Annotated in this window: 22 protein-coding genes; 10 read left to right on the forward strand and 12 right to left on the reverse strand. The window is 75.3% G+C overall.

Features of this window, described 5'->3' with window-relative positions:
• Nucleotides 1-188: 188 nt before the first annotated feature.
• Nucleotides 189-1,349, reverse strand: a complete 1,161-nt coding sequence (locus ATJ97_RS07835) for an MATE family efflux transporter (RefSeq protein WP_143426938.1) — start codon at nt 1,347-1,349, stop codon at nt 189-191.
• Between the two features lie 214 nt (nt 1,350-1,563).
• Here ATJ97_RS07835 and ATJ97_RS07840 point away from each other — a divergent pair, with 214 nt between their 5' ends.
• Both ATJ97_RS07840 and ATJ97_RS07845 read left to right on the forward strand, forming a co-directional pair.
• Complete coding sequence (locus tag ATJ97_RS07840) at nt 1,564-2,682, forward strand: GNAT family N-acetyltransferase (protein ID WP_143426940.1); 1,119 nt, start codon at nt 1,564-1,566, stop codon at nt 2,680-2,682.
• A gap of 67 nt (nt 2,683-2,749) precedes the next feature.
• Nucleotides 2,750-3,928 carry a hypothetical protein gene (locus tag ATJ97_RS07845; protein WP_143426941.1) on the forward strand — a complete coding sequence of 393 codons (1,179 nt, stop codon included), beginning with the start codon at nt 2,750-2,752 and terminating at the stop codon, nt 3,926-3,928.
• 28 nt (nt 3,929-3,956) lie between these two features.
• Here the strand turns inward: ATJ97_RS07845 and ATJ97_RS19730 are convergent, their stop codons facing one another.
• From ATJ97_RS19730 to ATJ97_RS07860, 3 genes are all read right to left on the reverse strand, one after another.
• Nucleotides 3,957-7,061 carry a sacsin N-terminal ATP-binding-like domain-containing protein gene (locus ATJ97_RS19730; RefSeq protein ID WP_098483271.1) on the reverse strand — a complete coding sequence of 1,035 codons (3,105 nt, stop codon included), beginning with the start codon at nt 7,059-7,061 and terminating at the stop codon, nt 3,957-3,959.
• Nucleotides 7,058-8,188: a DUF3027 domain-containing protein gene (locus ATJ97_RS07855; protein ID WP_098483272.1), complete on the reverse strand. Its 1,131-nt coding sequence runs from the start codon at nt 8,186-8,188 to the stop codon at nt 7,058-7,060. Before ATJ97_RS07855 ends, ATJ97_RS19730 begins: the two co-directional genes overlap by 4 nt.
• Before the next feature lie 93 nt (nt 8,189-8,281).
• Nucleotides 8,282-8,656: a cold-shock protein gene (locus tag ATJ97_RS07860; protein WP_098483273.1), complete on the reverse strand. Its 375-nt coding sequence runs from the start codon at nt 8,654-8,656 to the stop codon at nt 8,282-8,284.
• A 353-nt stretch (nt 8,657-9,009) separates the two neighbouring features.
• On the opposite strand from ATJ97_RS07860, the gene ATJ97_RS07865 reads away from it, so the two are divergent.
• The 5 genes from ATJ97_RS07865 to ATJ97_RS07885 all read left to right on the forward strand — a co-directional run bounded on the left by ATJ97_RS07865 (nt 9,010) and on the right by ATJ97_RS07885 (nt 16,134).
• Nucleotides 9,010-11,106: an SseB family protein gene (locus ATJ97_RS07865; RefSeq protein ID WP_143426943.1), complete on the forward strand. Its 2,097-nt coding sequence runs from the start codon at nt 9,010-9,012 to the stop codon at nt 11,104-11,106.
• A gap of 312 nt (nt 11,107-11,418) precedes the next feature.
• Entirely contained in the window at nt 11,419-12,450 is a 1,032-nt protein-coding gene (locus ATJ97_RS07870) for a hypothetical protein (protein ID WP_143426945.1), read from the forward strand.
• Between the two features lie 373 nt (nt 12,451-12,823).
• Entirely contained in the window at nt 12,824-15,256 is a 2,433-nt protein-coding gene (locus tag ATJ97_RS20540) for a helicase-associated domain-containing protein (protein WP_098483276.1), read from the forward strand.
• A 45-nt stretch (nt 15,257-15,301) separates the two neighbouring features.
• Nucleotides 15,302-15,691 carry a DUF2237 family protein gene (locus ATJ97_RS07880; protein WP_098483277.1) on the forward strand — a complete coding sequence of 130 codons (390 nt, stop codon included), beginning with the start codon at nt 15,302-15,304 and terminating at the stop codon, nt 15,689-15,691.
• The gene (locus ATJ97_RS07885; RefSeq protein WP_211287104.1) at nt 15,688-16,134 is read left to right on the forward strand and encodes an HIT family protein; all 447 of its coding nucleotides are present in this window, start codon (nt 15,688-15,690) and stop codon (nt 16,132-16,134) included. The genes ATJ97_RS07880 and ATJ97_RS07885 overlap by 4 nt, the downstream gene beginning before the upstream one ends.
• A gap of 25 nt (nt 16,135-16,159) precedes the next feature.
• Here the strand turns inward: ATJ97_RS07885 and ATJ97_RS07890 are convergent, their stop codons facing one another.
• Nucleotides 16,160-17,317 (reverse strand): aminotransferase class I/II-fold pyridoxal phosphate-dependent enzyme, encoded by a 1,158-nt coding sequence (locus ATJ97_RS07890; RefSeq protein WP_098485313.1) that lies wholly within the window; start codon nt 17,315-17,317, stop codon nt 16,160-16,162.
• 118 nt (nt 17,318-17,435) lie between these two features.
• On the opposite strand from ATJ97_RS07890, the gene ATJ97_RS07895 reads away from it, so the two are divergent.
• Together ATJ97_RS07895 and ATJ97_RS07900 are read left to right on the forward strand one after the other, a co-directional pair.
• Entirely contained in the window at nt 17,436-17,930 is a 495-nt protein-coding gene (locus tag ATJ97_RS07895; protein ID WP_098483279.1) for a GNAT family N-acetyltransferase, read from the forward strand.
• Between the two features lie 83 nt (nt 17,931-18,013).
• Nucleotides 18,014-18,868, forward strand: a complete 855-nt coding sequence (locus ATJ97_RS07900; protein WP_098483280.1) for a Rieske (2Fe-2S) protein — start codon at nt 18,014-18,016, stop codon at nt 18,866-18,868.
• A gap of 6 nt (nt 18,869-18,874) precedes the next feature.
• On the opposite strand, the gene ATJ97_RS07905 is transcribed toward ATJ97_RS07900, so the two are convergent.
• The 7 genes from ATJ97_RS07905 to idi are packed head-to-tail and all read right to left on the reverse strand — an operon-like array spanning nt 18,875 to nt 24,751.
• Nucleotides 18,875-19,771, reverse strand: coding sequence for a prenyltransferase (locus tag ATJ97_RS07905; protein ID WP_098483281.1), 897 nt, complete (start codon nt 19,769-19,771; stop codon nt 18,875-18,877).
• Complete coding sequence (locus tag ATJ97_RS07910; protein ID WP_211287105.1) at nt 19,768-20,160, reverse strand: lycopene cyclase domain-containing protein; 393 nt, start codon at nt 20,158-20,160, stop codon at nt 19,768-19,770. The genes ATJ97_RS07905 and ATJ97_RS07910 overlap by 4 nt, the downstream gene beginning before the upstream one ends.
• On the reverse strand, nt 20,157-20,486 hold the full coding sequence (locus ATJ97_RS07915) for a lycopene cyclase domain-containing protein (RefSeq protein ID WP_098483282.1): 330 nt from the start codon (nt 20,484-20,486) through the stop codon (nt 20,157-20,159). The genes ATJ97_RS07910 and ATJ97_RS07915 overlap by 4 nt, the downstream gene beginning before the upstream one ends.
• Nucleotides 20,483-22,198 carry a phytoene desaturase family protein gene (gene crtI, locus ATJ97_RS07920; protein WP_098483283.1) on the reverse strand — a complete coding sequence of 572 codons (1,716 nt, stop codon included), beginning with the start codon at nt 22,196-22,198 and terminating at the stop codon, nt 20,483-20,485. Before crtI ends, ATJ97_RS07915 begins: the two co-directional genes overlap by 4 nt.
• The gene (locus ATJ97_RS07925; RefSeq protein ID WP_098483284.1) at nt 22,195-23,127 is read right to left on the reverse strand and encodes a phytoene/squalene synthase family protein; all 933 of its coding nucleotides are present in this window, start codon (nt 23,125-23,127) and stop codon (nt 22,195-22,197) included. The genes crtI and ATJ97_RS07925 overlap by 4 nt, the downstream gene beginning before the upstream one ends.
• On the reverse strand, nt 23,124-24,170 hold the full coding sequence (locus tag ATJ97_RS07930; protein ID WP_098483285.1) for a polyprenyl synthetase family protein: 1,047 nt from the start codon (nt 24,168-24,170) through the stop codon (nt 23,124-23,126). The genes ATJ97_RS07925 and ATJ97_RS07930 overlap by 4 nt, the downstream gene beginning before the upstream one ends.
• A complete protein-coding gene (idi, locus tag ATJ97_RS07935) occupies nt 24,167-24,751 on the reverse strand; it encodes an isopentenyl-diphosphate Delta-isomerase (RefSeq protein WP_098483286.1) in 585 nt (194 codons plus the stop codon). Before idi ends, ATJ97_RS07930 begins: the two co-directional genes overlap by 4 nt.
• Nucleotides 24,752-24,827: 76 nt before the next feature.
• Here idi and ATJ97_RS07940 point away from each other — a divergent pair, with 76 nt between their 5' ends.
• A complete protein-coding gene (locus tag ATJ97_RS07940; RefSeq protein WP_098483287.1) occupies nt 24,828-25,370 on the forward strand; it encodes a MarR family winged helix-turn-helix transcriptional regulator in 543 nt (180 codons plus the stop codon).
• Nucleotides 25,371-25,415 lie beyond the last annotated feature (45 nt).

Consider the following 25,415-nt stretch of genomic DNA (forward strand, 5'->3'; position numbering starts at 1 on the left):
GGCTTGCGCCCCGGTCGGTCCGTCCCCCCGACACCCCTCATTGAACGTCCGCGGGGTGGGGAACCTCCACGGCCCCGGAGAGTGATCGACGGTGATACCCCCGGGCATTCCGAGCGTTGTTGCGGGGCGAAGGGGGTAAGGACGTGCCCCTGCATGGGGAGATCGGGGTCGGCCGGTGGGAGCGCCGCTCAGCGCCCACGGGTGCCGCGCAGCCCGATCCACATCCAGACCACGCCGAACGCCGTGGTCGCCAGCGCATAGCCCCAGACGGCACCGCTGAGTCCGCCGACGATCCAGCCCAGCACGGGTCCCACCACCGCGAGCAGGGTCTCGACCACGCGGCCGGACCACAGGGCCGCCCTGCCGGTGTGGAAGCGCACCACCATGTAGAAGAACTCGCCGATCACGTTGCCCGCGACGTACAGACCCGCGGGAACGGCGTACGGGCCGATCTGCGAGATGACTCCGAGGGGCAGCGGGACTAGCTCGATCCAGACCAGCGCCAGCGCCGCTGCCGTGCCGAAGAAGCCAGCGGCAGCCAGCACGGCCCCGACGAGGGGGACGGAGTGCAGCCGGGTGCGGGTCATGCCCGCGATCACCGGGCGGAGCGGTGACAGCACCAGACGCGCGGGGGCGGAGACGTTGGACACCGCCCGGTACAGACCGAACTGGTGAAGGTTCATGGGAACGAGCAGGAGGTACGGCGTGCCGATCGAGCCAATGTTCATCATGGTGGCGTCGGCGACGAGGGTCCTGACTGCCCGCTGATGGTGCACCATCCACCTCCTGGCCCGGGCGGGAGTGCCGACGAACGGGCGAACGACGCCGAGAATGCCGCCGGCCGCAGCCACCGTCCAGGCCAGCAGCAGGCTCACGAGTCCGTGCTGGTCCGCGAGGTGACCTGCGCCCCATCCGAGGGCGAACCCCACGACCACCATGACGTCACCCGTCAGCACCCGGCCCCAGCGGTCCCGATGCCCCTGGTGGAAGCGGGCGCCGTCGTAGTAGAGCATCAGTGCCGCCCCACCTCCCGCGACCAGGACGACGCCGGTTCCGAGACCCGTCAGAACTGAAACGAGCGCGACGATGACGCCGCACACCGCCGCGACCCAGCCCAGGGCCGTGGCGTAGTCGCGCCACGAGGCCAGCTCACCACCCGTGCGCGCGGTGACGATCCACGCGTCGCCGACCGTGGAGGAGACCACCGACACACCGAGCGCGTAGGTCAGGTAGATGGCCGAGAAGTGCCCGTAGTCGGTGGCGTCGAGGACGGCGAGCCCCACAAGCTGCGGCAGGATCGTCCCGACGGCATGGACTCCCGTGGCAGTGGCGATCCGCAAGCGGGACATCCGGAACCTCGAGTCGACCCGGGCAGCGAGTGACGCGGCGAACGCTACACCGGAGCCGCGAGCGGCCCGCCGTGATCGGTGCACCGCCGTCGATCCCTTCCGCACCGTCCCGTCTCGTGCTAGGTTCCGGCCCGGACGGGGGGCTCGGCACACGAAGGAGCGCCCCGATGGACACGTCCGCGAGCGCCGACGCCCCGCCGCGGCAGGCCCTGTGATGCGCACCGAGATCCTCGCCGTCGACGACGGCCGCTGGCCCGCCACCCTCGACGGGCACCTGCACGACGTCTACCACCTGCCGGGGTACGGCCGGCTGGACGCCGGCCGGGCCGACGAGCAGCCGGTCGCCGTCGTCGTCAGGGACGGCCCCTGGACCCTGTTCGTCCCGCTCGTCCTGGCCCCGCTGCCGGACGGCCTCGGCGCCGGGTCGACGTGGCGGGACGCCCGCAGCCCGTACGGCTACGCCACACCTCTCGTGCTGACGGCGACGGACGCCGGACGAGGCCCGACGCTCGCCCCGGCGCGGGACGCACGCGCGGAGACCTTCCTCTCGGGCGCGATCGGGTCGCTGACCGCGGCGTTGCTCGACATGCAGGTGGTCAGTGCGTTCGTGCGGCTGCACCCGCTGCCTGGGTTCGCCCTCCCTCAAGGCCCGCTCGCGTCCGCGGGCACGCTGGCGGTCCACGGGGAGTCGGTGTGGGTCGACCTCGGCCGGGGCGAGGAGGAGCTCCGTGCCCAGTTGCGCACCAACCACCGGCGCGACCTGGTGAAGCTGGTGCGGGGCGGATTCACCGGACAGGTCGAGCAAGGGTGGGGAGCACTGCCGGACCTGCAGCAGATCTACGCCGACACGATGGACCGCGTCGACGCGCGCGAGTTCTACCGCCGCTCGGGCGAGTTCTTCGACCGGGTCCGTGACGTCGGGGCGTTCGTGGTCGCCACCGTCCGGCTGGGCGGCGAGGTGGTCGCCGCAGGCCTGTTCAGCGAGGTGAGCGGAACGGTGCAGTACTTCCTGGGCGGCACACGGCGTGAGCACCTCGCCCGCAGCCCGTCGAAGCTGCTGCTGCTCACCGTCCAGAACTGGGCCCGGGAGCGGGGTGACCGCGCTTTCGTGCTCGGCAGCGGGAGCGGGTGGGGCGGCGCGGAGAACCCCCTGTTCCGGTTCAAGCTGGGTTTCTCCCCCCTCCGCGGAGCGGTGGCCACGTGGCGGCTGGTGGCCGACCCGAGCCGCTACGCACGACTTGTCGACGCCTCCCGCGTCCCCGTGGACGCCGACTTCTTCCCCGCCTACCGTGCACCCGGCCGTGCGAGCACCGGGTCCGCGCACGCGGTCTGACGGCACGCCGCGTGCGGGCCGCCGACACCGCCTTGTCGACCCCTCGGCGCCCCCGCACCATGGACCCATGCCCGGCACACGCGCCAGACGGTTGCTGCTGGCCGTCGCCGCGCTCGTGGTCGTGGTGGCGGTGGTGTCGGTGACCTCGTCGTTGTCGGAGCTCGGCCGGCCGGCACCCGTGCCGCCGTCGCAGGTACCGACCCACGCGCGCGGTGAACGCCCCGCGCTGATCAAGTACGGCCAGGACATCCCCAGCCCCGAGCAGGTCGCTGCGGCACGCGAGACCTACGACGCGCTGCCGTTCGACGGCATCGTCATGCGCATCCCTGAGTCGGCGCAGGTCTTCTCGGGCGACAGGATCGGCTACGACGAGCTCCTCGCGCAGGTCTCCGCCCTGCCGGCCGACCTGAGGATGCGGCAGAACTGGGTCCGCATCACGTTGCACGACCACCTCGACTGGTCCGACGACGACCTGTGGCGCACGGTCGCCGCGAACGCCGGCGCGATGGCGAGGGCCCTGCGCGAGAGCGGCCGCCCGTACGCCGGGATCTGGTTCGACAACGAGTGGTACGGCGACGGACCGTCCCCGTGGGACTACGGCATCAGCACCCGGGCGTGGACGCCGTCGGGCGTCGGCGGCGCCACGCCGGGACTCTCGCCGGAGGAGGCGACGGAGCTGGTCCGCAGCCGCGGCGCGCAGGTGATGGACGCCATCACCGCAGCCTGGCCGGACCTGGACGTGATGATGCTGTTCGGGCCGTGGGTCTCCGAGCCCTCGACGCACCGGGCGCTCCAGGAGGCGGGACTGCACTACAACGACATCTCGTGGGTCAACGAGCTCGCGGGCCCCTTCTTCATGGGCATGGTCGACCGGCGTCGGCAGGCCCGGGTCGTCGACGGCGGGGAGTACTACGGCGCGCGGGACGAGGAGGACTATGCGGCCTTTGCCGCGTGGCAGCGCAGCGGCTTCCTGACCGACAGCGAGTTCGTCACCGCCGAACAGGCGCAGGACTACCCGCGTGAGGTCCCCGCGGCCCTCGCCGTCTACGACCTGGACCAGGACGCCGACTACGCGGTCCACGACCCGGAGACGCTCGGCGATCTGACCCGCTCCGCGCTGGAGGTGGCCCAGTCCTACGTCTGGCTGTACACCGAGGCGTACGAGTGGGGCGCGTCGCGGTCGATGAAGCCGCACGTGCCGCAGGAGTACGTCGACGCCATCGCGGACGCCCGGGCCGGCGGCTGACACCCGGGCCGGCGGCGGACGCGCGCCGCTACTCCCCCGCACCCTCCGCGAGCACCTCGTCGACGGCGGCCGGGTCGAGCAGGACGGCCTCGACCGCGTACCGCAGGGACCACCGTCCCGCGGCGTGCGCGAGCGCCCGCGCCAGGCCCGCGGTCGTCGTCGCCCAGGCGGCGTCCCGGGTGGCCCACCACTCGACGTCGACGCCGTCCACGGCCAGCGAGTCGCACTCGAACCACGTGCCGGGCGCGCCGGGCAGCACCGCCAGGGCCCCGCCCGGCGTCGCGACGGCGTGGGCGCCCTGCGTCTCGGGCACCACGTCGGTCTCGGCGTCGAGGTCGAGCAGGTCGGCGAGCTGCTCCACCAGGTCAGCCGGCGCCGGCACGACGGGCCGCACCTGCGCCCACACGGGTGCCGCGACCACCGCGTCGTCGGCCGGGACCATGTGGGCGGAGCCCTCGACGAGCGCGGGGACGACCTCGGGCGGGGTGAGCCGCACGCCGTCGGCCGCGGCCCCGGCGAGAGCGCGCCAGAGAGCGACGGCGTCCGTCATGGCGAGGGTGCCCCCGTCCGGCCAGTGGTCGAGATAGCCGTCCCAGGCTCCGGCGTCGAGCTCCGTCACGTCGCTCACCGCGCCGACGGCGGCCAGGACGACGTCGTCGAGCGCCTCGGTGCCCGCCGGGGCGGGCGGGAGGAAGGGCGTCGCGCCGGCGCCGCGCGGGTGGGCGAAGGGCGCCCCGAGCTCCTCGAGCAGCCACCACGCCGTGTACGACGGCGCCGTGCCCGCGCCGCCCACCGACGCCCGGACCTCGGTCAGGAGGGCGGCCCGGGCGTCCGGGTCCTCCGCGACCCGCGCCAGCAGGCGCGGCCATGCGTCGTCGGCCACGGCGTCCAGGTCCGCGACCGCGACGACGTCGCCCACGTACGCGCCGGCACCGAGGACGTCGGCGAGGTGGGCGAGGTAGTCGCCCCAGCCGTCCAGGCGCACGTCGTCCTCCCCCGCGGGCTCGGCGACGACGTCGCGCACCGTGACGGTGACCAGGTCCGTGCGCACGCCGACGGCGCGGAGGGTGGCGGCCCCCCAGCGCGCGACGACGTCGGCCCGGACCGGGGTGAGCGCGTCCAGCACGTCGGCGGCCCAGGACCCGGGGACGGCGAGGTCGGCGGCGGGGCGGGGGACGCCGTCGGCGTCGGGCAGCAGCAGCTCCGCGAGCCAGCCGGGCAGCTCGAGATCCTCGCCGCGGCTCACGACGGCGGAGCGGGCGAGACCGAGGACGGTCGCGACGGCGGGAGGGACGGTGCCGTCCCTGGGTGCGTCGCCGTCCGCCTCGACGGCCGCTCGCACCTCGGGCTGGTCGAGGAGGGTGACGGCGTCCGCCTCCGTGGCGCCGAGGGTGGCGAGCACCGGGTGGGCGGCGTCGGGGTGGACGATCCGCAGTCCGGGCAGGTCGACGCCGAGGGCGGCGAGCTCCGGCGTCGGCAGGAGCAGCCCGCGGGCACCGCGGGCGGTACGGCCGTCGTGCAGCGGGACCGGCAGCCCGGCGAGAGCCTCCCGCTGGGCCGGCGCGTACGGCGCGAGGGCGGCGTAGAGGTCGCGCCAGCGCCCGGGGTCGTGGCCGCCGGCGGGGAGGTCGTCGACGACGTCCGCGAGGTCGCGCAGCGCCACGCCCAGGACGCGGGCCGCGGCGGTGTGCTCGGGCGGGACGTGCACGAGGCCGCCGACCATCGGGGCGAGGGAGGCCAGGAGGTGCTCGTCCTGGCCGGGCGGGCCGAGGATCGCCTGGGCGGCGCGGGCCTTGCGCAGCTCGTCGGTGCCGACCTCGCGCAGCAGGGAGGTGTTCCGCAGCGCCTCGAGCGCGGCCTCGTGCAGGGCTGCGTCCAGGGTGCCGGCCGGCAGCCCGGTCGGGACGAGGGAGAGCACGTGCGGGCGCCCGGGCGCACCGTTCGGCCCGCCGGCGAGGAGGTCCGCGAGGCTGCCGTAGTGGGCCCCGGCGAGCTGGACGAGCCTGTCGGTCAGCGGCCCCGGCGGGACGTGCCGGCGCGAGGGGTCGAGCGGGAAGCTGGCGATGAGCACCGCCGGGAGCGTGCACGGCTCGTCGGTGGGCGTGGGGGCGTGGACGGTGCCGAACCACTCGGCCTGCGGGGTGCGAGCCGGGGCACCGGTCGCGTCGGCGAGGGCCGGGCCGCCGCTGTGCCCTACGCCGCCGGCGGCAAGCTTGTCGCCCGCCTGCAGCCGCGGTACCGCCCAGGTGACGGACCAGCCGGTGCGCTCGCGCTCCTCGACGGGACGGTGCGCGAGCAGCGCAGGGTCCAGCCCACCCTCGGCGTGCGCCGAGTACCAGCGGTCGCGGACGTCGGCGAGGCGCCGCGGCGGCTCGTCGTCCGTCTCGACGACGATCTCCGCCAGGGCGGGTAGGGCCAGCAGGATCACGTCGTCGAGCTCGTCGAGGGACGCGCGGACCGCGTCGGCCTCGGGGTTCCCGCGCAGCCGGAGGGTGACCGCCGTCGTGTAGCCGGCCGGCACCTCGGCCGCGACGGCCGGGAACGGCAGGCGCAGGGCCGGCAGGTCCCCGTGCCGGCGCGCCACCTCGGCGGCGAGACCGGGGTGGTCGGCGGCCGCCTCGCCGAGCAGTGCCGCGGCGCGGGCCAGGGAGAAGGTGACGCCGGCGGCTCCCGCGTTCGGTCCGCCGTCGTGCTCCGCAGCGTCCCGGCCGTGGTGAGCGACGGTCGCCGTCGCCACGGTGATCTCGTCACTGACCGAGCGCACCGCGGCGAAGCCGACCCCGAAGCGGCCCACCTGCCCGCCCGCGCGCTTGGCGGAGGCGCGCATCGACGCCAGGGCGGCGACACCGTCGGCCGTGAGCGGGGCACCGGTGTTTGCGGCGAGCAGCTCCGCACCGGCCGGGGTGGAGGTCAGGCGCAGCAGCAGCCGACCGCGCTCGTCGGCGGCGGCCGCGGCGTCGGCGGCGTTCTGCGCGAGCTCGACGACCACGCGGTCGCGGTAGTAGCCGCGGGCGTGGTCCTCCTCGAGGTTGGCGTCCTGGCGCAGGCGCGAGGGGTCGCGGCGCCAGGTGCCGAGGGCCGCCTCGCGCAGGGCGGCGGTGCCGAACGGGTCGGCGCCGCCCGGCGGGCTCATGCCTGGTCCGAGGACCCGTCCTCGGTCGGTCCGGACGCGGCGGCGTCGTCCGAGTCGGCAGCGTCCGGCTCGTTCGCGTCGGACTCGGCGACGGCGTCCGTCGTGACGGCGTCCGAGTCGGCAACGGCGTCGGCGGCGCGCTCGGCCTCCTGCTCGCCGGCGATCACGGACGGGACGTCGACCGGCTCTTGCTCGTCGGTCGACTGCTCGCCGTCGGCCGACCGATCGCCCTGGCTCGGCTGCTCGCCGCCGGCGGACGGCTTGCCGTCGTCGGACTGCTTGGCGTCGTCGGCCGACCGTGCGCCGTCAACCGGCTGCTCGCCGTCAACCGGCTCGTCCGCGGTGGCCGCGGGCCTCGTGGTGAGCACCTCGAGGTCGCGCTCGTTGACGACCGGCTCGGAGGGCTGCCACAGGGAGGCCGGCTCGGGCCCGCGCGTCTCGGAGTGGGCGCCGCAGCCGTGGTCCACGGACACCACGCGACCGTCGTCGGGCGACCACTCGTTCGCGCACACACCGAAGACGGTGCGCGGAGAGCCGGCGAGCTTCATGAAGAACCCGCAGGTGGAGCAGGGGGCCGCGGCGGCCTTGGCGGACGGCGCAAAAGGTCCACGGTCGCCCTCGTACCAGCGCGTCAGGGCCTGGGCGCGGCCCTCGGCGGAGAGCACGCGGGGGCGGCCGAGCCCGAGCTCGTAGATGGCGAGCTCGTCGGCGTCCTCACCGGTGGCCTCGTAGCCCTGCTCGAGGCGCTCGTCGTCCTCGATGTAGGGCAGGACGTCGCCGGGTCCGACGTCGCCCGGGCGGAGCCGCTCGGACCACGGCACCCACTCGGGGGCCAGGAGCGCTCCCTCGCCGGGCAGCAGCTCGACCTCGCAGACGGTGGCCGTCCGGCCCCGCGGCGGCCTGGCGACCGTGACCGCCCAGTGCCACCCCCGGTAGCCCGGGACGAGAGACTCGAAGACGTGGGTGAGCAGCCGGTCGGCCTCCACGACGACGCCGCGGTGCTCGCCCACCTGACCGGGCAGGGCCACCTCCTCGGCGGCCGCGCGTGCGAGGTCGACCGCGTTCGCGAGCACCGTCTCCTTGACGGGTCGGGTGGTCACGCGCGGGGGCTTCGTGGCTGCTGGCACGGCGTCAGTCTACGGGCTGGGTCCGGGGCGCCGGACGGCGGACCACCGGGCGGCGCTGGGCCGCCCGGTGGCCGCGAGGACGCGACGGCGGGATCAGAGGTCGAACTGGTCGGCGACCACCCGGAGCACCTGCGCCAGCTTCTTCCCGTTCTCGGGGTAGCGACCGCGGTGCAGGCTGTTCGACGCCCTGTCGAGCGCCTTGATCAGGTCCTCCACGATCGGCACCATCTCCTCGGCCGGCCGGCGGTGAGCCTTGGCCACCGACGGCGGCTCCGAGAGGATCGTGACGGACAGCGCGGACGGGCCGCGGCGGCCGTCGGCCACGCCGAAGTCCACCTTGGTGCCGGGCTTGGGAGCCACACCCTGCGGCAGGGCGGAGGCATGCAGGAAGACCTCGCCCCCACCGTCCTCCGCGATGAAGCCGAAGCCCTTCTCGGCGTCGTACCACTTGACCTTGCCGGTAGGCACGGGACTGACCCCTTTGTTGCTCACGTGACGAAGGCGCCGGCAGTGCCGGCGCCACTTCCTGCCCCAAGGATACCGGCGCCGCCCCACCTGGTCGGCCGTTTCCCCCAGGGCGGACGCCGCAACCTCCTTCTGGTGGCTCGTGCGCGACCTCCGCCGGGCGGGTCCCGCGCGGCCGGCACGGGACGGTGCTGCCCCACCCGGCCGCGCCGAGGAGGCGCTTCGCGACCCGCAGCCTCCGGCAGCCAGATGGGGAGTTCTCCCCATGGCACCGGCTCGCGCGGGCGTGCTTTGTCCGGAATGCTGCCCGGACCGCCGCTCTGCCCGGGCGGTTGCCGTACGCCTGGAGACACTTGATGACGCAGATTCCCCCGATGCTCCGTCAGCAGGAGGCCGCATCCGCCGTCGGCAGGTGGGCCACGAGCCAGGTGGCACCGGGGTGGGACGCCCTCGAGGTGCACCTGACCGCGCGCGGGCAGCGGTGGGACGTCGGGGTCGTGGACCGTCGGGGTGGTGCTGAGCACGGCCGCTGGGTGATCCCGGTCGAACCGGGCACCCCGCTCCACGCCGATGCCACGGTCCTGCGCGAGTCGGCGTACCGCCACCCGGCGGGCACGTGGTTCTCCGCCGTCGTCACGCTCACGGCCACCGGGTGGCCGGACGCCCGCGTGAGCCTCGCCACGACCCTCAACGACGACGACGAGCCGGTCTACCTCCTCCCGGACCAGCCCAGGGTCACCGCCGAGGACCTGCTAGAGGACTGGGTCCGCTTCCCCCGCACGCGTGAGGCCACCCCCGGCTGGGTGATCGACCGGGTCGACGCGGCCGGGCTCCGCCTGCCGTTCGTGCCGTCGGAGTCCTCGGGCGTCACCGCACCCGGGCTCGTCCCGGCGTCGGCAGCGGACGTCCCGACGGCGAGGACGGTGACCGGCTCGGTGCCGACGCACGGCTCCACGTCCGCTCCTGCCGCCACGCTCACGGGCCCGCCGGACCACGCCTCCTCGCCCGGGCCCACGCTCGTGCCGCCGGCACCCCACTCCGGCGGCGTCGCCACACCGCTCTCACCCGACGTCGCCACACCGCTCTCGCCCGACGTCGCCACACCGCTCTCGCCCGACGTCGCCACACCGCTCTCGCCCGACGTCGCCACACCGCACTCCCCCGACGAGGCGTCCCCCGGCAAGGCACCTGCGGTTCCCGGCCTCCGGAAGCGGCCTGCCGAGCTGCGGCTGCTCATCGACCGCGACGGCATCCCGCTGTCCGGCGGGCGCCGCCCCCAGCAGCGCCGCGGCACGGTCGACGGCCGAGCCACCTGGCGGGACATCCTCACCAGCGCGGGCGCACCGTTGACGTTCGTGGACGGCACCGGCACGTGGGTCGCGCTCAGCCGCGCCGCCACCGGCGAGGACGTGGTGGTGGGCGTCGTGACGCAGACGGCGCTGCGCCCGGACGGCTCCGCCGAGACCGAGGTGCACGTCGTCACCGACGCCCTGCCGTGGCAGCTCGCGGACGCCGACGCCGCTCTCACGGTCCACTTCGTCAGCGCGCCCGGGCCAGTGGAGGAGGTGCTCGCGGCCGCACGCGAGGGACAGGTCTTCGCGCCCGCAGCACGCCGCGGGTCGTCGCCGGACAACCTGCCGCTGCGCGCCGCCCTCGTCGAGCACGCGCTCCGTGGTGACTCCCGGTCCCTGCGCGGCGTCCTCGCCCAGGCGCTCGGTGGCTCACTGGTTCTCGACGCCTCGGGGTCGCGGCTCGACGCGTCGCCGCCGCAGGTCGTCGTCAGCCACGTGACCTCGCCCGACGGGGCGACCGGGCTGGCGGTGTTCACGCGGAACGCCGAGGTGCAGCAGTTCCGTGGGGACCAGCCGGAGGGCATCTTCACGCTCGTCCAGTCGGCCGCCGCGACGCTGGAGGGTGCCGTCGGTGACCCTGCCGTGTCCTTCGTCGTCGTCGATCCCGCCGGCGCCTCGGCGGTGCTCCCCGCGGACCTCGTGCGCGCGGTGCTCGCCGAGGGGCACAACCAGGCGGTCAAGGACCTGCTGGCCGCAGGCGTGCGGGAGCGGGCGGCGGACTCGCCGGAGGGCGCCGGGACGACGGCGGCACCGGGCTGGGACCAGGAGCCGCCGTCGATGCAGGCGCTCCTCGACGCCCTGCGCACCGACGAGGGATTCCTCTTCATCGCCGAGCGCGAGGTCGACGGTCGTCTCGAGCCGGTGTGGCTCGAGGGGCCGGACGGCCGCACGCTGCTCGCGTTCACCTCCGCCGTCGAGGCCGCGCTGCACGGCGACGAGCCGGTGGCGACGCCGGGCTTCCGCCGGCTGCCGGTCGGCTGGATCCTCGAGTTCCTGCTGCAGAGCCGCGGCGACGCGCTGCGCATCAACGCGGCCGGCCCGTCGGTCGACCTCGGCGTCGCCCAGGTGCGGCACCTGCTGGCGAACCCAGTGACCGACTGACGGCGGTCCTGAAGGCTCCCTGCCACCGCGCCGTCCGTCCGGCCCGTAAGCGGTGCTGCGCAGATGAAGTCGGTCGAGGCCGACTTCATCTCCTGAAAGTCACTGATCGACCGGCCCCCGATCGGTTAGTGGGAGCCGTTGAGCGACCGGCCCCCGATCGGTTAGCCGGAGCCGTTGAGCGACCGGCCCCCGATCGGTTAGCCGGAGCCGTTGAGCGACCGGCCGCCGATCTCGCATATCCCCAGGCTCTCCGGCTGGACGCCATCCACAGGAGCCCACTGCCGCGGACGGAAGAACGAGCACGCTGTCGCGATGCCTCCCCCGATACCGACGCCCCGCTCGCTGCCCGCTGTCGTGCTGTCCCGCGACATCGGGTACGACGCCGCCCGATCCGCTCACCGCGCCGGCGTGCTCACCCGCGTGCGCGACGGTGCCTACCTCCACGGCGAACTGCCCGCCGAGACGTGGGCACGGCGCGAGGTCCTCGCGCTCGCCCGGTGCGTCGCGGTCTCGCGTCAGCTGCCCGGCCGCGCCGTCCTCAGCCACGAGTCCGCCGCGCTGGTCCACGGGGCATGGGTACGGTCTCCCACCGACCGGACGCACCTGAGCGTGCCTTGGCGGCCGCACAAGCCGGACGTCCCCGACATCAGCCGGCACTACTCGCCGGATCTGTCCGAGGAGGACATCACCACGGTCGGCGGACTGCGCGTGACGACGCTGGAGCGCACAGCCCTCGACTGCGCGCTGACGTTCCCACCGCGCCGCGCGCTCCCGCTCGTCGACAGCGTCCTGCGCATACTCTCCCGGCCGAACCGCTTCTCGCGCGAGCAGTCCGACAGTGCGATGGCCACGGTCCGTGACACTCTCCGGGCGAAGCTCGACGACCTCGGTCGGCGTCCGGGCGTCGTCAGCGCGCGCGAGGTCATCGGGTACGCAGACGGCTTCTCCGAGTCACCCGGGGAGAGCGATCTGCGGTGGATCGCGGTCTCCCGCGGACTTCCGCGACCTGTCGCCCAGTTCCTCGTGAGGACGGCGGAGGGCGACTTCTACACCGACATGGGTTGGGACATCGAGCGGGAGGGGTTCGGTGCCGGCGAGGCACGTTGCGTGGTCGCGGAGTTCGACGGGACCGGCAAGTACGCAGGTTCCCCGCGGGCGCTTTTCACAGAGAAGCTGCGCGAGGACGCGATCCGCGCGACGCGAGCCGTCATGCACAGGTATGCCGACCGCCATCTCACCGACGCCGACGCCGCGTTCGCCCGGCTGTGTCGCGGATTCCCCCGCAGGATCCTCGACAGCCTCCGGCCTGTCGCCGCGCTCATGCAGCTGCCGACCCGGAGGTGACGGCACACCACTCGTCCGCACATCCGCATCCCGTAAGCGCTCCTGCGCAGAAGAAGTCGGCCCACGCAGGCTTACTCTCCGCAAGAGCACTTACGGGACAGGTGCCTGGTTCAGGCCGCCGGGCCCAGGCGCCGGGACAGGTGCCGGGCCCAGGCGCCGGGACAGGTGCCCGGCCCAGGCGCCGGGACAGGTGCCCGGCCCAGGCGCCGGGACAGGTGCCGGGCCCAGGCCGCCGGGGGAGGCGACGGGCCGCCTGCCGGGTGGAGGCGGCCGGGCGTCGGACCGGTGACGACTGACCGCATCACCCGGCAGCGACCGACCGAAGCCCGGCCGGGGTCGGGGGTGGTGTCCCGGCAGTCGTAATGTGGTGCGGATGAGGGCACACGGCACGGTCACGACGGCGGATCTCGCCGTGGCCCTGGAACGACGGGACGACGCCGCACTCGCCGCGCTCCTCGCCGCACGCCCGGATCTGGCCTCTCCGGCGCCGTCCTCCCTCACGTCCCTCGCCGCGCGGGCCGCCTCGCGCCCCAGCGTGGAGCGCGCGCTGGCCACCCTCGACACCGTCGAGCTCGCCGTCGCGGAGGCGGCCGTCGCCCTCACCCCCATCAGGAAGGTGACAGCGGCCGCGCTGACGAAGGCGGTGGGCGTCGACGCCGCCCCCGCGCTCACCCGGCTCGAGGACCTCGCGCTCGTGGCGGGCGGCCGCCCGGTCGCTGCGCTGAGCGAGGCGCTGGGCCCGCACCCCGCCGGGCTCGGCCCCACGCTCGCTGAGCTGGACGCCGAACCAGCCGGCCACACCGCCGAGACCCACGCCCCTCCCCCGACGGCCGACGCCGGCACCGACGCCGGCATTGGCACTGGCAATGGCACCGACGCCGGCATTGGCACTGGCCATGGCACCGGCACTGGCACGGGCACGGGCGCGGACCACCCCGCCCCACCCACGACGGCGACCGCCCTGCGGGCCGCCCTCAAGGACGCGCCCGCGTCCGCCGTCGGCACCCTCGACGCGCTCACCTGGGGACCACCGGTCGGGACCGTCCGGGCCGACGCCGTGCCGGAGGGCGCCGCGTGGCTCCTCGACCACGGGCTGCTCCGCAGGCTCTCCCCCACCCAGCTGGTGCTGCCCCGAGAGGTCGCGCTGGCGGCGCGCGGCGGGCGCACCCGTCGCGAGGCGCCGCAGCCCCCGGCGACGGAGGGCTACCGGCGGGTGCCGGCCGCCGTCGTCGACGCGGAGGGCGCCAGGTCCGCCGAGGAGGTGGTCCGGCTCGTCGGCGTGCTGCTCGAGACGTGGCAGCACGAGGGCGCCGGCGTGCTGCGCTCGGGCGGGGTCGGGGTGCGCGAGCTGCGGCGCACGGCCGCCGCGCTGGAGGTCGAGGAGGCGCACGCCGCACTGGTCGCCGAGCTGGCCGCGATGGCCGGGCTCCTCGCCCAGGACGGCGACGAGCAGGTGGTGTGGGTGCCCTCGCGCGCCGCCGACGACTGGTTCGCCGACCCCCTGCCGCTGCGCTGGGCGCGGCTGGCGCGCGCCTGGGTCACCACCGCCCGCACGCCCTGGCTCATCGGCACCCGCGACAACGGCACGCTGCGCTCCGCGCTCGAACCCACCCTCGAGCGCGGCTGGGCCGTCGACCTGCGCCGCCGGACCCTGGCCGTGCTCGCGGCCGTGCCGCCCGGCACCGCGCCCGACGCCGACCAGGTCCGCGCGGCACTCAGCTGGGAACGTCCCCGGGCCACAGCGCCCGCCCCGACCGTCGCCGCCGTGCTGGCCGAGGCGGAGACGCTGGGGGTCACGGGGGCGGGCGCCCTCACCGCCGCCGGCCGTGCCCTGGTCGAGGGCGCCGACGACGACGCCCTGACGGCGACGCTCGAGGCCGCGCTCCCGGAGGCGGTGGGCGACCTGCTCGTCCAGGGCGATCTGACCGCCGTCGTCCCGGGGCGGCCGCTGCCGGAGCTCCGGGAGCTGCTCGAGTCGTGCTCGGACGTCGAGTCGCGCGGCTCGGCGCTGACGGTCCGCTTCACCGCCGGCTCAGTGCGGCGCGCGCTCGACGCCGGCACGGGCGCCGCCGAGCTCCTGGAGGCCCTGGCCAGGTACTCGCGCACGCCGCTGCCGCAGGCGCTGGACTACCTGGTCCGCGACGCCGCCCGCCGGCACGGGCAGGTGCGGGTGGGGGCGGCCGCGTCCTACCTGCGGGTCGAGGACGCGGCGCTGGCCGCCCAGCTGCTCGGCAGCCCGGCCCTGGACGACCTGTCCCTGCGCGCGCTCGCCCCCACGGTGCTGATCTCCCCCGCCCCGCCGGGCGAGGTGCTGGAGGCGCTGCGCGAGGCGGGGCTGGCTCCCGTCCTGGAGGGCCCGGACGGGACGGTGGTGCTGGGCGGGGACGGACCGGTGGGCACCGCCCGCGCGCTCGGGCGGCGGCGCCGCCAGCGTGGTCTGCCCACCTTCCCCGGGGCCGCGACCAGCGCGTACACCCGCCGCCTCGACGACGCCGACCTGCGCCCGCTGATCGCCCGCATGCGGGCCGGTGAGGAGCAGGTGCGCCGGGACGCCGCGCGCCGGGCCGACGGCGCCCCCGCGGCCACCGATCCCGTCCACGCCCTGGCGCTGCTACGGGAGGCGGCAGCCGACGGCGACCAGGTCGACATCGTCGTGGTGGGGGCACGCGGGACGCCCGAGCGTCGTCGGGTGCGGCCGCTGAGCGTGGACGGCGGCCGGGTGCGGGTCGCCGACGTGGAGCGCGAGACGGAGCTGACGCTGGCGATCCACCGCATCTCCGCCGTCGCCGCGGTCCCCGCGGACTGAGGGCGACCACTGACGCCGCGGCGCCCTTCCTGGAAGGATGGGGGCATGGCCGAGCGCAACGTCCTGGGCGGGCAGCTGGAGGAGTGCGGCGTCGACCCGGTCACCGGGTACTACCGCACCGGCCGGTGCACGGCCGACGAGCTCGACATCGGCAGCCACAGCATCTGCGCGGTGATGACGAAGGAGTTCCTCGAGCAACAGCGCCGGGTGGGCAACGACCTGGTCACCCCGCGCCCGGAGTGGCAGTTCCCGGGGCTGAAGCCCGGGGACCGCTGGTGCGTGGTGGCGGCCCGCTGGCTGCAGGCGCACGCCGCCGGCGTGCCGGCGCCCGTCGTGCTGGCGTGCACCCACGAGCGCGCGCTCGAGGTGGTGCCGCTGGAGCTGCTGCGCCACTACGCCGTGGACGTCCCGGACGACGTCGGCACGCTGCAGTGACCCCCGCCGCCCGTGGCGCGCAGGCGGGCGCGTGCCCGTTCTGCGCGATCGTCAGCGGCGAGAGCCCGGCCCAGGTGGTGCTCGAGACGGAGCACACCGTGGCCTTCCTCGACGTCCGGCCGGTGTTCAAGGGGCACACTCTGCTCGTCCCGCGCCGCCACGTGGTCACCCTGCCGGACCTGCCCGCGGATCTCCTCGCGCCCTACCTCACCGCCACCCAGCGCCTGGCGAGCGCGATGGTGGAGGCCCTGGGGGCGCAGGGCTCGTTCGTGGCGGTCAACAACGTGGTGAGCCAGTCGGTCGCGCACCTGCACACCCACGTGGTCCCCCGCACGCGGGGCGACGGCCTGCGCGGGTTCTTCTGGCCGCGCACCAAGTACGCCGACGGCGAGGCGGCGGCCTACGCGCAACGGCTGCGCCAGGCGCTCGACGGCGGCGCCTGAGCGTCGTCGTCGCCTGCAGCGCTGGTCAGGCGTGCCGGTCCTGGAACCGCACGATCCGCTCGACGGCCTCCGCCACCGCCGCCCGGCCGGCGGCGAGTGAGAGCCGGACGAACGTCGTGCCGTGCGCGGCGTCGAAGTCGGCCCCGGGGACGACGGCGACCCCCTCCTCCTCGAGCAGCGCCGCGCACCAGGCCGCGGAGTCCGGGAAGGGGCCGAGCTTCGGGGCGACGTCGGCGTAGAGGTAGAAGGCGCCGTCGGCCGGGGCGACGGTCCCCCAGCCCAGGCGGCCCAGCTGCCCCAGGAGGAGCGCGCGGGTGGCGGCGAAGTCCGCGACGCGCGCCTCGGCCTCGGCGTACGCCTCGGGGCTGAAGGCCTCGACGGCGGCGTGCTGGGCCGGGGTGGGCGGGCACAGGGCGACGTTGCCGGCGAGGGCGTCGACGGCCTGGCGCAGGTCGGCGGGCACGAGCGCCCACCCGAGCCGCCACCCCGTCATGCCCCAGTACTTGCTGAAGGACGAGACGACGACGGCGGAGCGGTCGGTCTCCCACGCGCAGACGCCCTTCGCGCCGGGCACCGCCGGGTCCTCCGGGTAGGTGATGCCGTGGTAGATCTCGTCGCTGACCAGGCGCACGCCGTTGGCGGCGCACCACGCGGCCAGGGCGGTGAGCTCGGCGCGGGAGACCATCGTGCCCGTGGGGTTGGCGGGCGAGGCGAGGACGAGCCCGGCGATGGGGCCGGTCTCGGCGACGACGACGTCGAGGGCCGCCGGGGTGGGCTGGAAGCGCTCCGCCGGGCCGCAGTCGACCTCCACCACCTCGCAGCCGAGCGAGGCGAGGATGTTGCGGTACGCGGGGTAGCCGGGGCGGGCGAGGGCGACGCGGTCGCCGACGTCGAACGCGGCGAGGAAGCTGAGCACGAAGGCGCCGGAGGAGCCGGTGGTGACCGCGACCTCGGAGGGGTCGACGGCGAGGCCGTACCAGCGGCCGTAGTGGGCGGCGATCGCCTCGCGCAGCGGGCGCACCCCGAGCGCGGAGGTGTAGCCGAGCTCCGCCCGCTCGGCGTGGATGCGCGCGGCCCGGGCGTGCACGGCGGCCGGCGCCCCGCCCGAGGGCTCACCCGCGCACAGCGAGACCACGTCACGGCCGGCGGCGCGCAGCTCGGCCACCCGGTCGAGGATCCGCATCACCTCGAAGGCCGGGACGGCGGCGCGCGCGGCAACCTTCAGACTCAATGCTCAGCTCCTCCTGCTCGGGTCCGGAGCCAGGTTTTCACATCCCCGTCGTCACCTAGGGTGGGCGTCCGTGACCATTCGCCCCGCCACGCCCGCAGATGTCCCGACCATCGTCCAGCTGGTCCGGGACCTCGCGACCTACGAGCGCGAGCCGGACGCCGTCCGCCTCACCGAGGAGGGCCTCGAGACGGCACTCTTCGGCGAGGCGCCGGCGGTCTTCGCGCACGTCGCGGAGGACGAGACTGGCTCGGTGCAGGGCTTCGCACTGTGGTTCCGCAACTTCTCCACGTGGGAGGGCGTGCACGGCATCTACCTCGAGGACCTGTACGTCCGCCCCGAGGCACGCGGCCAGGGCCTCGGGAAGGCCCTGCTGCGGACGCTGGCCGAGCTCGCCGTCGAGCGCGGCTACGCCCGGGTGGAGTGGGCCGTGCTGAACTGGAACGCTCCCTCGATCGCCTTCTACCGCTCGCTGGGCGCGCGTCCGCAGGAGGAGTGGTCGACGTTCCGCCTGACCGGCGAGGCCCTGGCGGCGCTGGGCGCGCCTGCGGACGTCCCTGAGCCGTAGCGTCGTCGGCGCAGACCGTTCGGGGGGCGGACCGGCGCGGCCCTGGCTACGCTCGCGGGACCCGCACACCGGTTGGAGGCTCCATGTTCCTCGCCAAGGCGATGCGCTCGCTCGAGAAGGCCAAGATCCTGGACCCGGCGGTCGACGCCGTCGTCGGCGCCGTCAACACCGTGCTGCCGCCGGGCGAGGTCAAGGACGCCCTGCACGGCAAGCCGCTCGGACATGCCCTGCACCCGATGCTGGTCACGCTGCCCATCGGGCTGAACATCGGCGTGGCCATCCTCGACCTCGCCGGCGGCAAGGCGGCCCGGCCGGCCGCGCAGCGCCTCCTCGGCGCGGCGATCCTCAGCGTCGCCCCGGCGGCGGCCGCGGGCCTGGCCGACTGGTCCGAGCTCGGCTCCGCCAAGCGCCCCAAGCGGGTCGGTCTGGTCCACGCCGGCTCCAACGTCGTCGCCTCCTCCTTCTTCGTCGCCAGCTGGTTCGCGCGGCGGGCGGGCCGGCACACGAGCGGCAAGATGTTCTCGATGCTCGGGATGACCGGCCTCGGCGTCGGCGGGTACCTCGGGGGGCACCTCGCCTACGCCCAGGGCGTGGCGGTCAACCGCAACGCCGACCGCACCCCGAAGCCCCGCGAGTGGAAGGACGCGGCGGCGGTGTCGGACCTCGAGGCCGGCATGGTGCGCGTGGAGGTCTCCGGCCAGCCGGTCCTCCTCACCCGGCACGACGGCGAGCTCTACGCCACCGGCGCGGTGTGCTCCCACATGGGCGGCCCGCTCGAGGAGGGCGAGCTCGAGGACGGGTGCGTCGTCTGCCCCTGGCACGGCAGCCACTTCCGGCTGGCCGACGGCGAGGTCGAGCGCGGCCCCGCGAGCGTCGGGATCCTCTCCTACGACGTGCGGGTCAGCGGCGACCGGGTCGAGGTCCGCGCCCGCGGCTGACCGGGGTCAGACCCAGCCCAGCCCGATGACGATCAGCAGCTGGGTGATCAGGAACCCGCTGACGAGGTTGAGCCAGAGGAAGCGCCGCCACCCCGGCCGGGCACGGTCGCACTCGGCGTCCTCGAGGTTCCGGAACGGCGCGATGCTCACCACGTACATCAGCGGCACGACGGCCGCGAGCGCACCCGGCCACCCCGCCAGGAGCATCACGGCGGCGGAGAGCCCGTAGCCGGCCATCGCGGCGCGCACGGTCCTGCGCGCGCCGAGCCACGTGGCGACGGAGGCGATGCCGCCCTCCCGGTCCGCGACGATGTCCTGCACCGCCCCGAACGTCTGGGACGCCATGCCCCACAGGAAGAACGCGACCATCGCGGCGACCACCGGCACGCTCGACTGCGCCCCCGCCAGCGCCAGGCCGAACACCGCCGGGCTGACGAAGTGGGTGGCCGACGTGGCCGAGTCCAGGACCGGCTTCTCCTTGAACCGCAGGCCCTTGGCCGAGTAGGCGACGACGGCGAAGACCGACACCGCCAGCACCGCCGTGGACGCGGCCGTCCCGACGGCGACGAGGTAGACGAGGAAGGGCAGGTTCGTGACGGCGGCCGCGACCAGGACGAGGCGGTGCCAGCGCCGGTCGAGCACCACGCCCTCCACACCGCCCTTGCGGGGGTTGCGCAGGTCGGACTCGTAGTCGAAGACGTCGTTGATCCCGTACATCGCGAGGTTGTACGGGACGAGGAAGTACAGGGCGCCGACGACGAGCGGCAGGTCGACCCGGCCGGTGGTCATCACGTAGGCGGCGGCGAAGGGGTAGGCGGTGTTGATCCAGCTGATCGGGCGGGACGCCCCGAGCAGCTGGCGCACCGCGCCGCCGGGGGTCGCCCGGGAGAGCGTCGCGCTCATCGCGGCCCGCCTGCTCCCGCGCCCCCAGCTCCCTGCGGTTTCGCTGAGCCCGCGGCCCCCGCTCCCCCGACCTGCCGGGCCCGGCTGCGCCGTCGTCCGAGTCGCACCCACAGCGAGGGCAGCAGCACTGCCGCCGCCAGCGGCCAGGCGAAGTCCTCGACCGGCGCGAGCAGCACCCGCGCGCCGGAGAGCATGGACTCGTCGTAGCGGAAGAGGTCAGCGGCGATCATCACGGAGTCGAAGACGGCGGTCAGCACGGCCAGGGCCAGCGCCACCAGTCCGACGACGGCGCGCCAGCGCACCGACGGCGGCCAGGCCGGGAGCAGGCACAGCACGGCGACGACGGCGGCCCCCGCCAGGAAGATCAGTGCCATGGTCGCGTAGCTCACCGCTCCTCCTCCGGGACACGGACGAAGAACCGTGTGAACAGCCCGTACAGCACCATCGTCAGGTAGCAGAGGAAGGTGATGAACACGAGCTCCTCGACCGGCAGATGGGGCAGGAGCTCGACGCCGCTGAGCGCCTCGCCCTGGCCGCGGCCGTAGAAGCCGAGGCCGATCGCGACGAGGTCCCACAGCAGGAAGAACACGACGCCGACGCCGAGCACGAGCGCGCCGCGGCGGGGGTCGGCGAAGAGGAACAGCCGGAAGCGGCGGTCGAGCAGCACCATGCACCCGAGGGAGACGAGCAGGCAGGCGAGGTAGAGCCAGCTCACCGCGCCACCGCCGTCGGCTCGGTGTTGCGGTCGCCGCGCAGTCGCTTGAGCAGGATCTCGGCGCTGATCAGGCACATCGGCAGGCCCACCCCGGGAATCGTGCTCGACCCGGCGTAGTACAGCCCGGCGACGCGCCGGGAGGCGTTGCGCCCGCGCAGGAACGCGCTCTGCCGCAGCGTGTGCGCGGGGCCCAGCGCCCCGCCGGACCAGGCGTTGAGGTCGGCGGCGAAGTCGCCCGGGCCGACGGTGCGGCGCACCACGATCCGCTCGCGCAGGTCCGGGATCCCGGCCCACGCGGCGACCTGGTCGATCGCGGCGTCCGCCGCCCGCTCGACGGCCGGGTCGCCCGTGCCGTCCACCCCGCCGCGGCCCAGCCCCGGGTCCGCGGGCACGGGCACGAGGACGAAGACGTTCTCGTGGCCCGGCGGCGCCACGGTCGGGTCGGTGCGCGAGGGCGTGCACACGTACGCGGACGCCGGGTCGGGCACGCGGCGCTCGCGGCCGAAGATGTCCGCGAAGTTCCGGTCCCAGTCGGCGGTGAAGAACAGCGAGTGGTGCTCGAGCTGCGGCAGCTCGCCGCGCACGCCGAGGTAGACGAGCACTGCGCCGGGGCCCGGGTCGCGACGGTCCCAGTACCGCTGCGGGTAGGTCCGCAGCCGCGGCGGCAGCAGCTCGGTCTCGAGGTGGTGCAGGTCCGCGGCGCCGACGACGACGTCCGCCGCGCTGACGTGCTCCGCCCCCGACGCGTCACGCCACCGCACGCCGGTCACCCGGGCACGGTGGGAACCCGTGCGGCGCACTCGGGCGGCCCGTCCCCGACGGCGGCCGGGCAGGTCCGCCGTCGTCAGCGCGGTCACGGTGGCCCCGGTGCGCAGGGTCGCGCCCTCGCGCTCGGCCAGCCGCGCGACCGCCTCGACCAGCCGGGTGAGGCCGCCCTGGGGGTAGAGCACGCCGTCGGCGAGGTCGAGGTGGCTCATGAGGTGGTACATGCTCGGCGCGCGGTCCGGCGAGGAGCCGAGGAAGACGGCCGGGTAGCCGAGGATCTGCCGCAGCCTCGGGTCGGCGAAGTGCCGCGCGACGTGCGCGCCGAGCGGGCGCAGCAGCAGCTCGACGAGGCGCCGGGAGCGGCGCAGCACGTCCGGGCGCGCGAGCGTGGTGAGCGACTCGAAGCTCGTGTAGAGGAACCGCTGGGTGGCGAGGTCGTACGCCTCGCGGGCGGAGTCGAGGTAGCGGCGCAGGCGTTCGCCCGCACCGGGTTCGAGGACCTCGAAGGTGGCGACGTTGGCCTCGAGGTCCGCACGCACGTCCACCGGCTGGGCGTGGTCCTCGAAGAACACCCGGTAGCCCGGGTCGAGGAGCGTCAGGTCGAGCTGCTCGGCGGCGGAGGTGCCGAGCAGCGCGAAGAAGTGGTCGAAGACCTCCGGCATGAGGTACCAGCTCGGGCCGGTGTCGAACCGGAAGCCGTCGCGCTCCCAGGTGCCGGCGCGGCCGCCGAGGGCCTCGCGCTGCTCGAGGAGCTCGACGTCGTAGCCGTCGCCGGCGAGCAGGGCGGCGGAGGCGAGCCCGGCGATCCCGCCCCCGACGACGACGGCGGTGCGGCGCCGCCGGCCTCCGTCCCCCGCGGTCGGGGAGGACGCCCCGGCCGTCGACAAGGCGGCGCGGGCGGGCAGCGGGGCGGCGCCGGACAGCTGCTGCGGCACGGTCGCGCTCATCGCCGCCCGCCCCGCACCACGGCGCGGGCCACCACGGCGGCCTTGCGCGGCCCCGGCACCCGCACGCGCCGGCGTCGCAGCTCCGCCGCCGGCGTCCGGCGCAGCCGCGCGGACAGCTCGGCGAACAGCCCGTGCGCGGCGAGGACGGCGGACCGGCTGCTCGGCGGCAGCTGGGCGGCCGCCCGGGCCGCGGCGGCCAGGTCGGCGTCGATGTCGTCGAGGAGCTCGTCGCGCCGGGCGTCGTCGAGCCGTTCGACGTCGACGTCGGGGAAGTAGGTGCGACCGAGCCGGTCGTGGTCGTCGGCGAGGTCGCGCAGGAAGTTGACCTTCTGGAAGGCGGCGCCCAGGCGCCTGGCACCGGGGCTCAGGCGCGAGTAGGAGACGCCGCGCGCGTCGGGCGCGGCCACGAAGACCTTCAGGCACATCAGGCCGACCACCTCCGCCGACCCGTAGACGTAGGCGTCGAGGCTGCGTGCGTCGTGGGCCGTGACGGTCAGGTCGGTGCGCATCGAGGCGAAGAACGGCACGAGCAGCTCGGGGCCGATGCCCACCGCCCGTGCGGTGATCGCGAAGGCGTGGACCACGAGGTTGGTGCTCCGGCCGTCGCGCAGGGCCTCGTACGTGTCCTCCTCGAGCGCGGTGAGGACCGCGCCCGCGTGCGACGGGTCGCCCGACCCGGCGCGTCCGTCCACGACCTCGTCGGCGAGGCGCACCAGCGCGTAGATGTTGCGCACGTGGGTGCGCACGGGCTCGCGCAGGAGCCGGCACGCCCAGCCGAACGACGTCGAGTAGCCGTCGATGACGGCCGCGGCGGCGCGCTGGGCGACGGCGTCGTAGACGGGGTCGGAGGTGACGAGGCGCAGGGACGGACCGGGCCTGGCCGCGCCGTCGGCCTCGTGGCCGTTCCCCGGCAGGGGTGGTGCGCTCATGCGGCCCTCCGGATGAAGTCGCGGGTCAGTGCGGTGACGCCGTCGAGAAGCTCGTCGGGCAGGCCGGCGTCCCGGGCGGTGGTGAGGGCGGTCTCGAAGTAGTCGACCGCGAGCTCCTCCACGACGGCACGTGCACCGCAGTCGGTCAGCAGGGCGCGCACGCGGGCGGCGCCGGCGTCGTCCAGCTCGGGGTCGCCCAGGTGGACGGCGATGCCGGGCCAGGCGTCGGTGGTGCGGGCGTGGGCGATCAGCGGGGTGAGCTTGCCCTCGCGCAGGTCCGTGAGGGCGGACTTGCCGGTGACGGCCTCGTCGCCGAAGACGCCCTGGAGGTCGTCGACGAGCTGGAAGCCGATGCCGACGAGCCGGCCGATCTCCCCGAGCCGCTCCACCGTCTCCGCGTCCGCGCCGGCCAGCAGGGCGCCGGCCTGGAGCGGCAGCACGAAGCTGTAGACGGCGGTCTTGCGCTCCCCCATGGTCAGCACGTCGCCGAGGGAGACGGTGTCGTCCTCGAGGCCAAGCCCGAGGCGGACGTCGGTCAGCTCGCCCGCGGCGGTGGCGTGGACCGTGCGGTCGAGGAGGTCGAGCAGCTGCTCCACCGCCTCGGGCGGTGCGGCGCAGGTGGCGACGGCGCGCACGGCGGCGACGAGGGCGAGGTCGCCGGCGAGGATGCCGGCGGTGTCGGCGTACGTGCGGGTGCCGCGCGCGGTGGCACCGGCCGCGGCGGCCTCCGCGGCGAAGGCGCCCGAGACGTTGGGCCGGCCGCGGCGGGTGTCGTCGCCGTCGATGACGTCGTCGTGGACGACGAACGCGGTGTGAAGCAGCTCGACGGCCGCCCCCACCCGCGCCGCGGGCCCGGGCAGGTGGCCGCCGAGCAGGTCGTGGGCGGCGACAACGAGGGCCGGGCGGAACCGCTTGCCGCCCTCCGTGGCGGTCGTCAGCGCGGCCCAGAGCCGGGCGTGCTCGCCGCCGATGCGCCGGGCGCGGACGGACCCGGCGTCGAGGATGCGGCGCAGCTCCCTGTCCGCCGCTGTCCGGCCACTCATCCGACGAGCTCCTGCGCGTGGACGCCGGCGGCGGCGTCGTCGGTGTCGTCGTCGAGCTCCGCCATGGCGTGGACCTGCTCGACCGCCCACGGGCTCAGCGCCCACGGGGCGAGGACGACGAGGCGGCCGAGCTCCTCGGGGTCCACCCAGCGCAGGTCCATGACCTCCGCCGGGTCGGGCGCCGGCTCGTCGTCGGTGAGGGCGACGAGGACGGGGCACAGCTCGTTCTCGACCACGCCCGCGGCGTCGACCGCCCGGTACCGGAAGTCCGGCAGGACGACCCGGACGTCGTGGACGGTCAGGCCCAGCTCGTGGGCCGCGTGCCGGGCCAGTGCCTCGGGCACCGCCTCACCGAGGCGCGGGTGGCCGCAGAAGGAGTTGGTCCACACCCCCGGCCAGGTCCGCTTCCCCAGCGCACGGCGGGTGAGCAGCACCCGCCCGTCGCTGCGGAAGAGGTAGCAGGAGAACGCCAGGTGCAGCGGGGTGTCGGTGCCGTGCACCGTGCCGCGCGGCGCGACACCGAGCGGGCGGCCGTCGTCGTCGACGAGGACCACGTGATCGAGCGGGACGGGGCCGGCCATCGGCCTCACCTCTTCCGGTCGTGCCTGCCGCATTTCGCTAGCCCGGCTAGTTAGTTTCCAAGGTAACATACGCTCCATGGCAGACAACCCCTCGTCGGGCCCGACGCCGCCGCGCTCGTCCTACTGGTACGACGGCGAGGCGGCCGTGGTGGAGATGCTCGCTGCACTGCGGGCCTTCCGCCGCGCCGACCAGGAGATGCGCCGGCGCATGAGCGCCGACATGGACATGAACGTGACCGACATGCAGGCCTTGCAGTTCATCATCGCCGCGGAGGGCCAGGGCCGCACGGTGGCGCCGCGCGACCTCGCCGCGCACCTGCGGATCTCCACCGCCTCGACCACCAAGCTGCTGGACCGGCTCACCGCGTCGGGCCACCTGGAGCGGACCCCGCACCCGACCGACCGGCGTTCGCTGATCGTGGTGCCCACCGAGCACGCCCACCGCGAGGTGCGCGACCGCCTCGCCCGGATGCACGAACGGATGCGGGAGATCGCCCGCGCGGTGCCGGAACCGGCGCGGCCCGCCGTCGTGACGTTCCTGCGCGACATGGCCCGCGAGCTGGACGAGGCCGGCTCGCCCGCGCCGCTCACCCCCCGCCCGCCCACGTCCGGGTCCTGACCGGAAGGACCGGCCGTCGCGGCCGCACCCTCCCGACACGACCGC

It is taken from the genome of Georgenia soli, assembly GCF_002563695.1.
Taxonomy (GTDB): domain Bacteria; phylum Actinomycetota; class Actinomycetes; order Actinomycetales; family Actinomycetaceae; genus Georgenia; species Georgenia soli.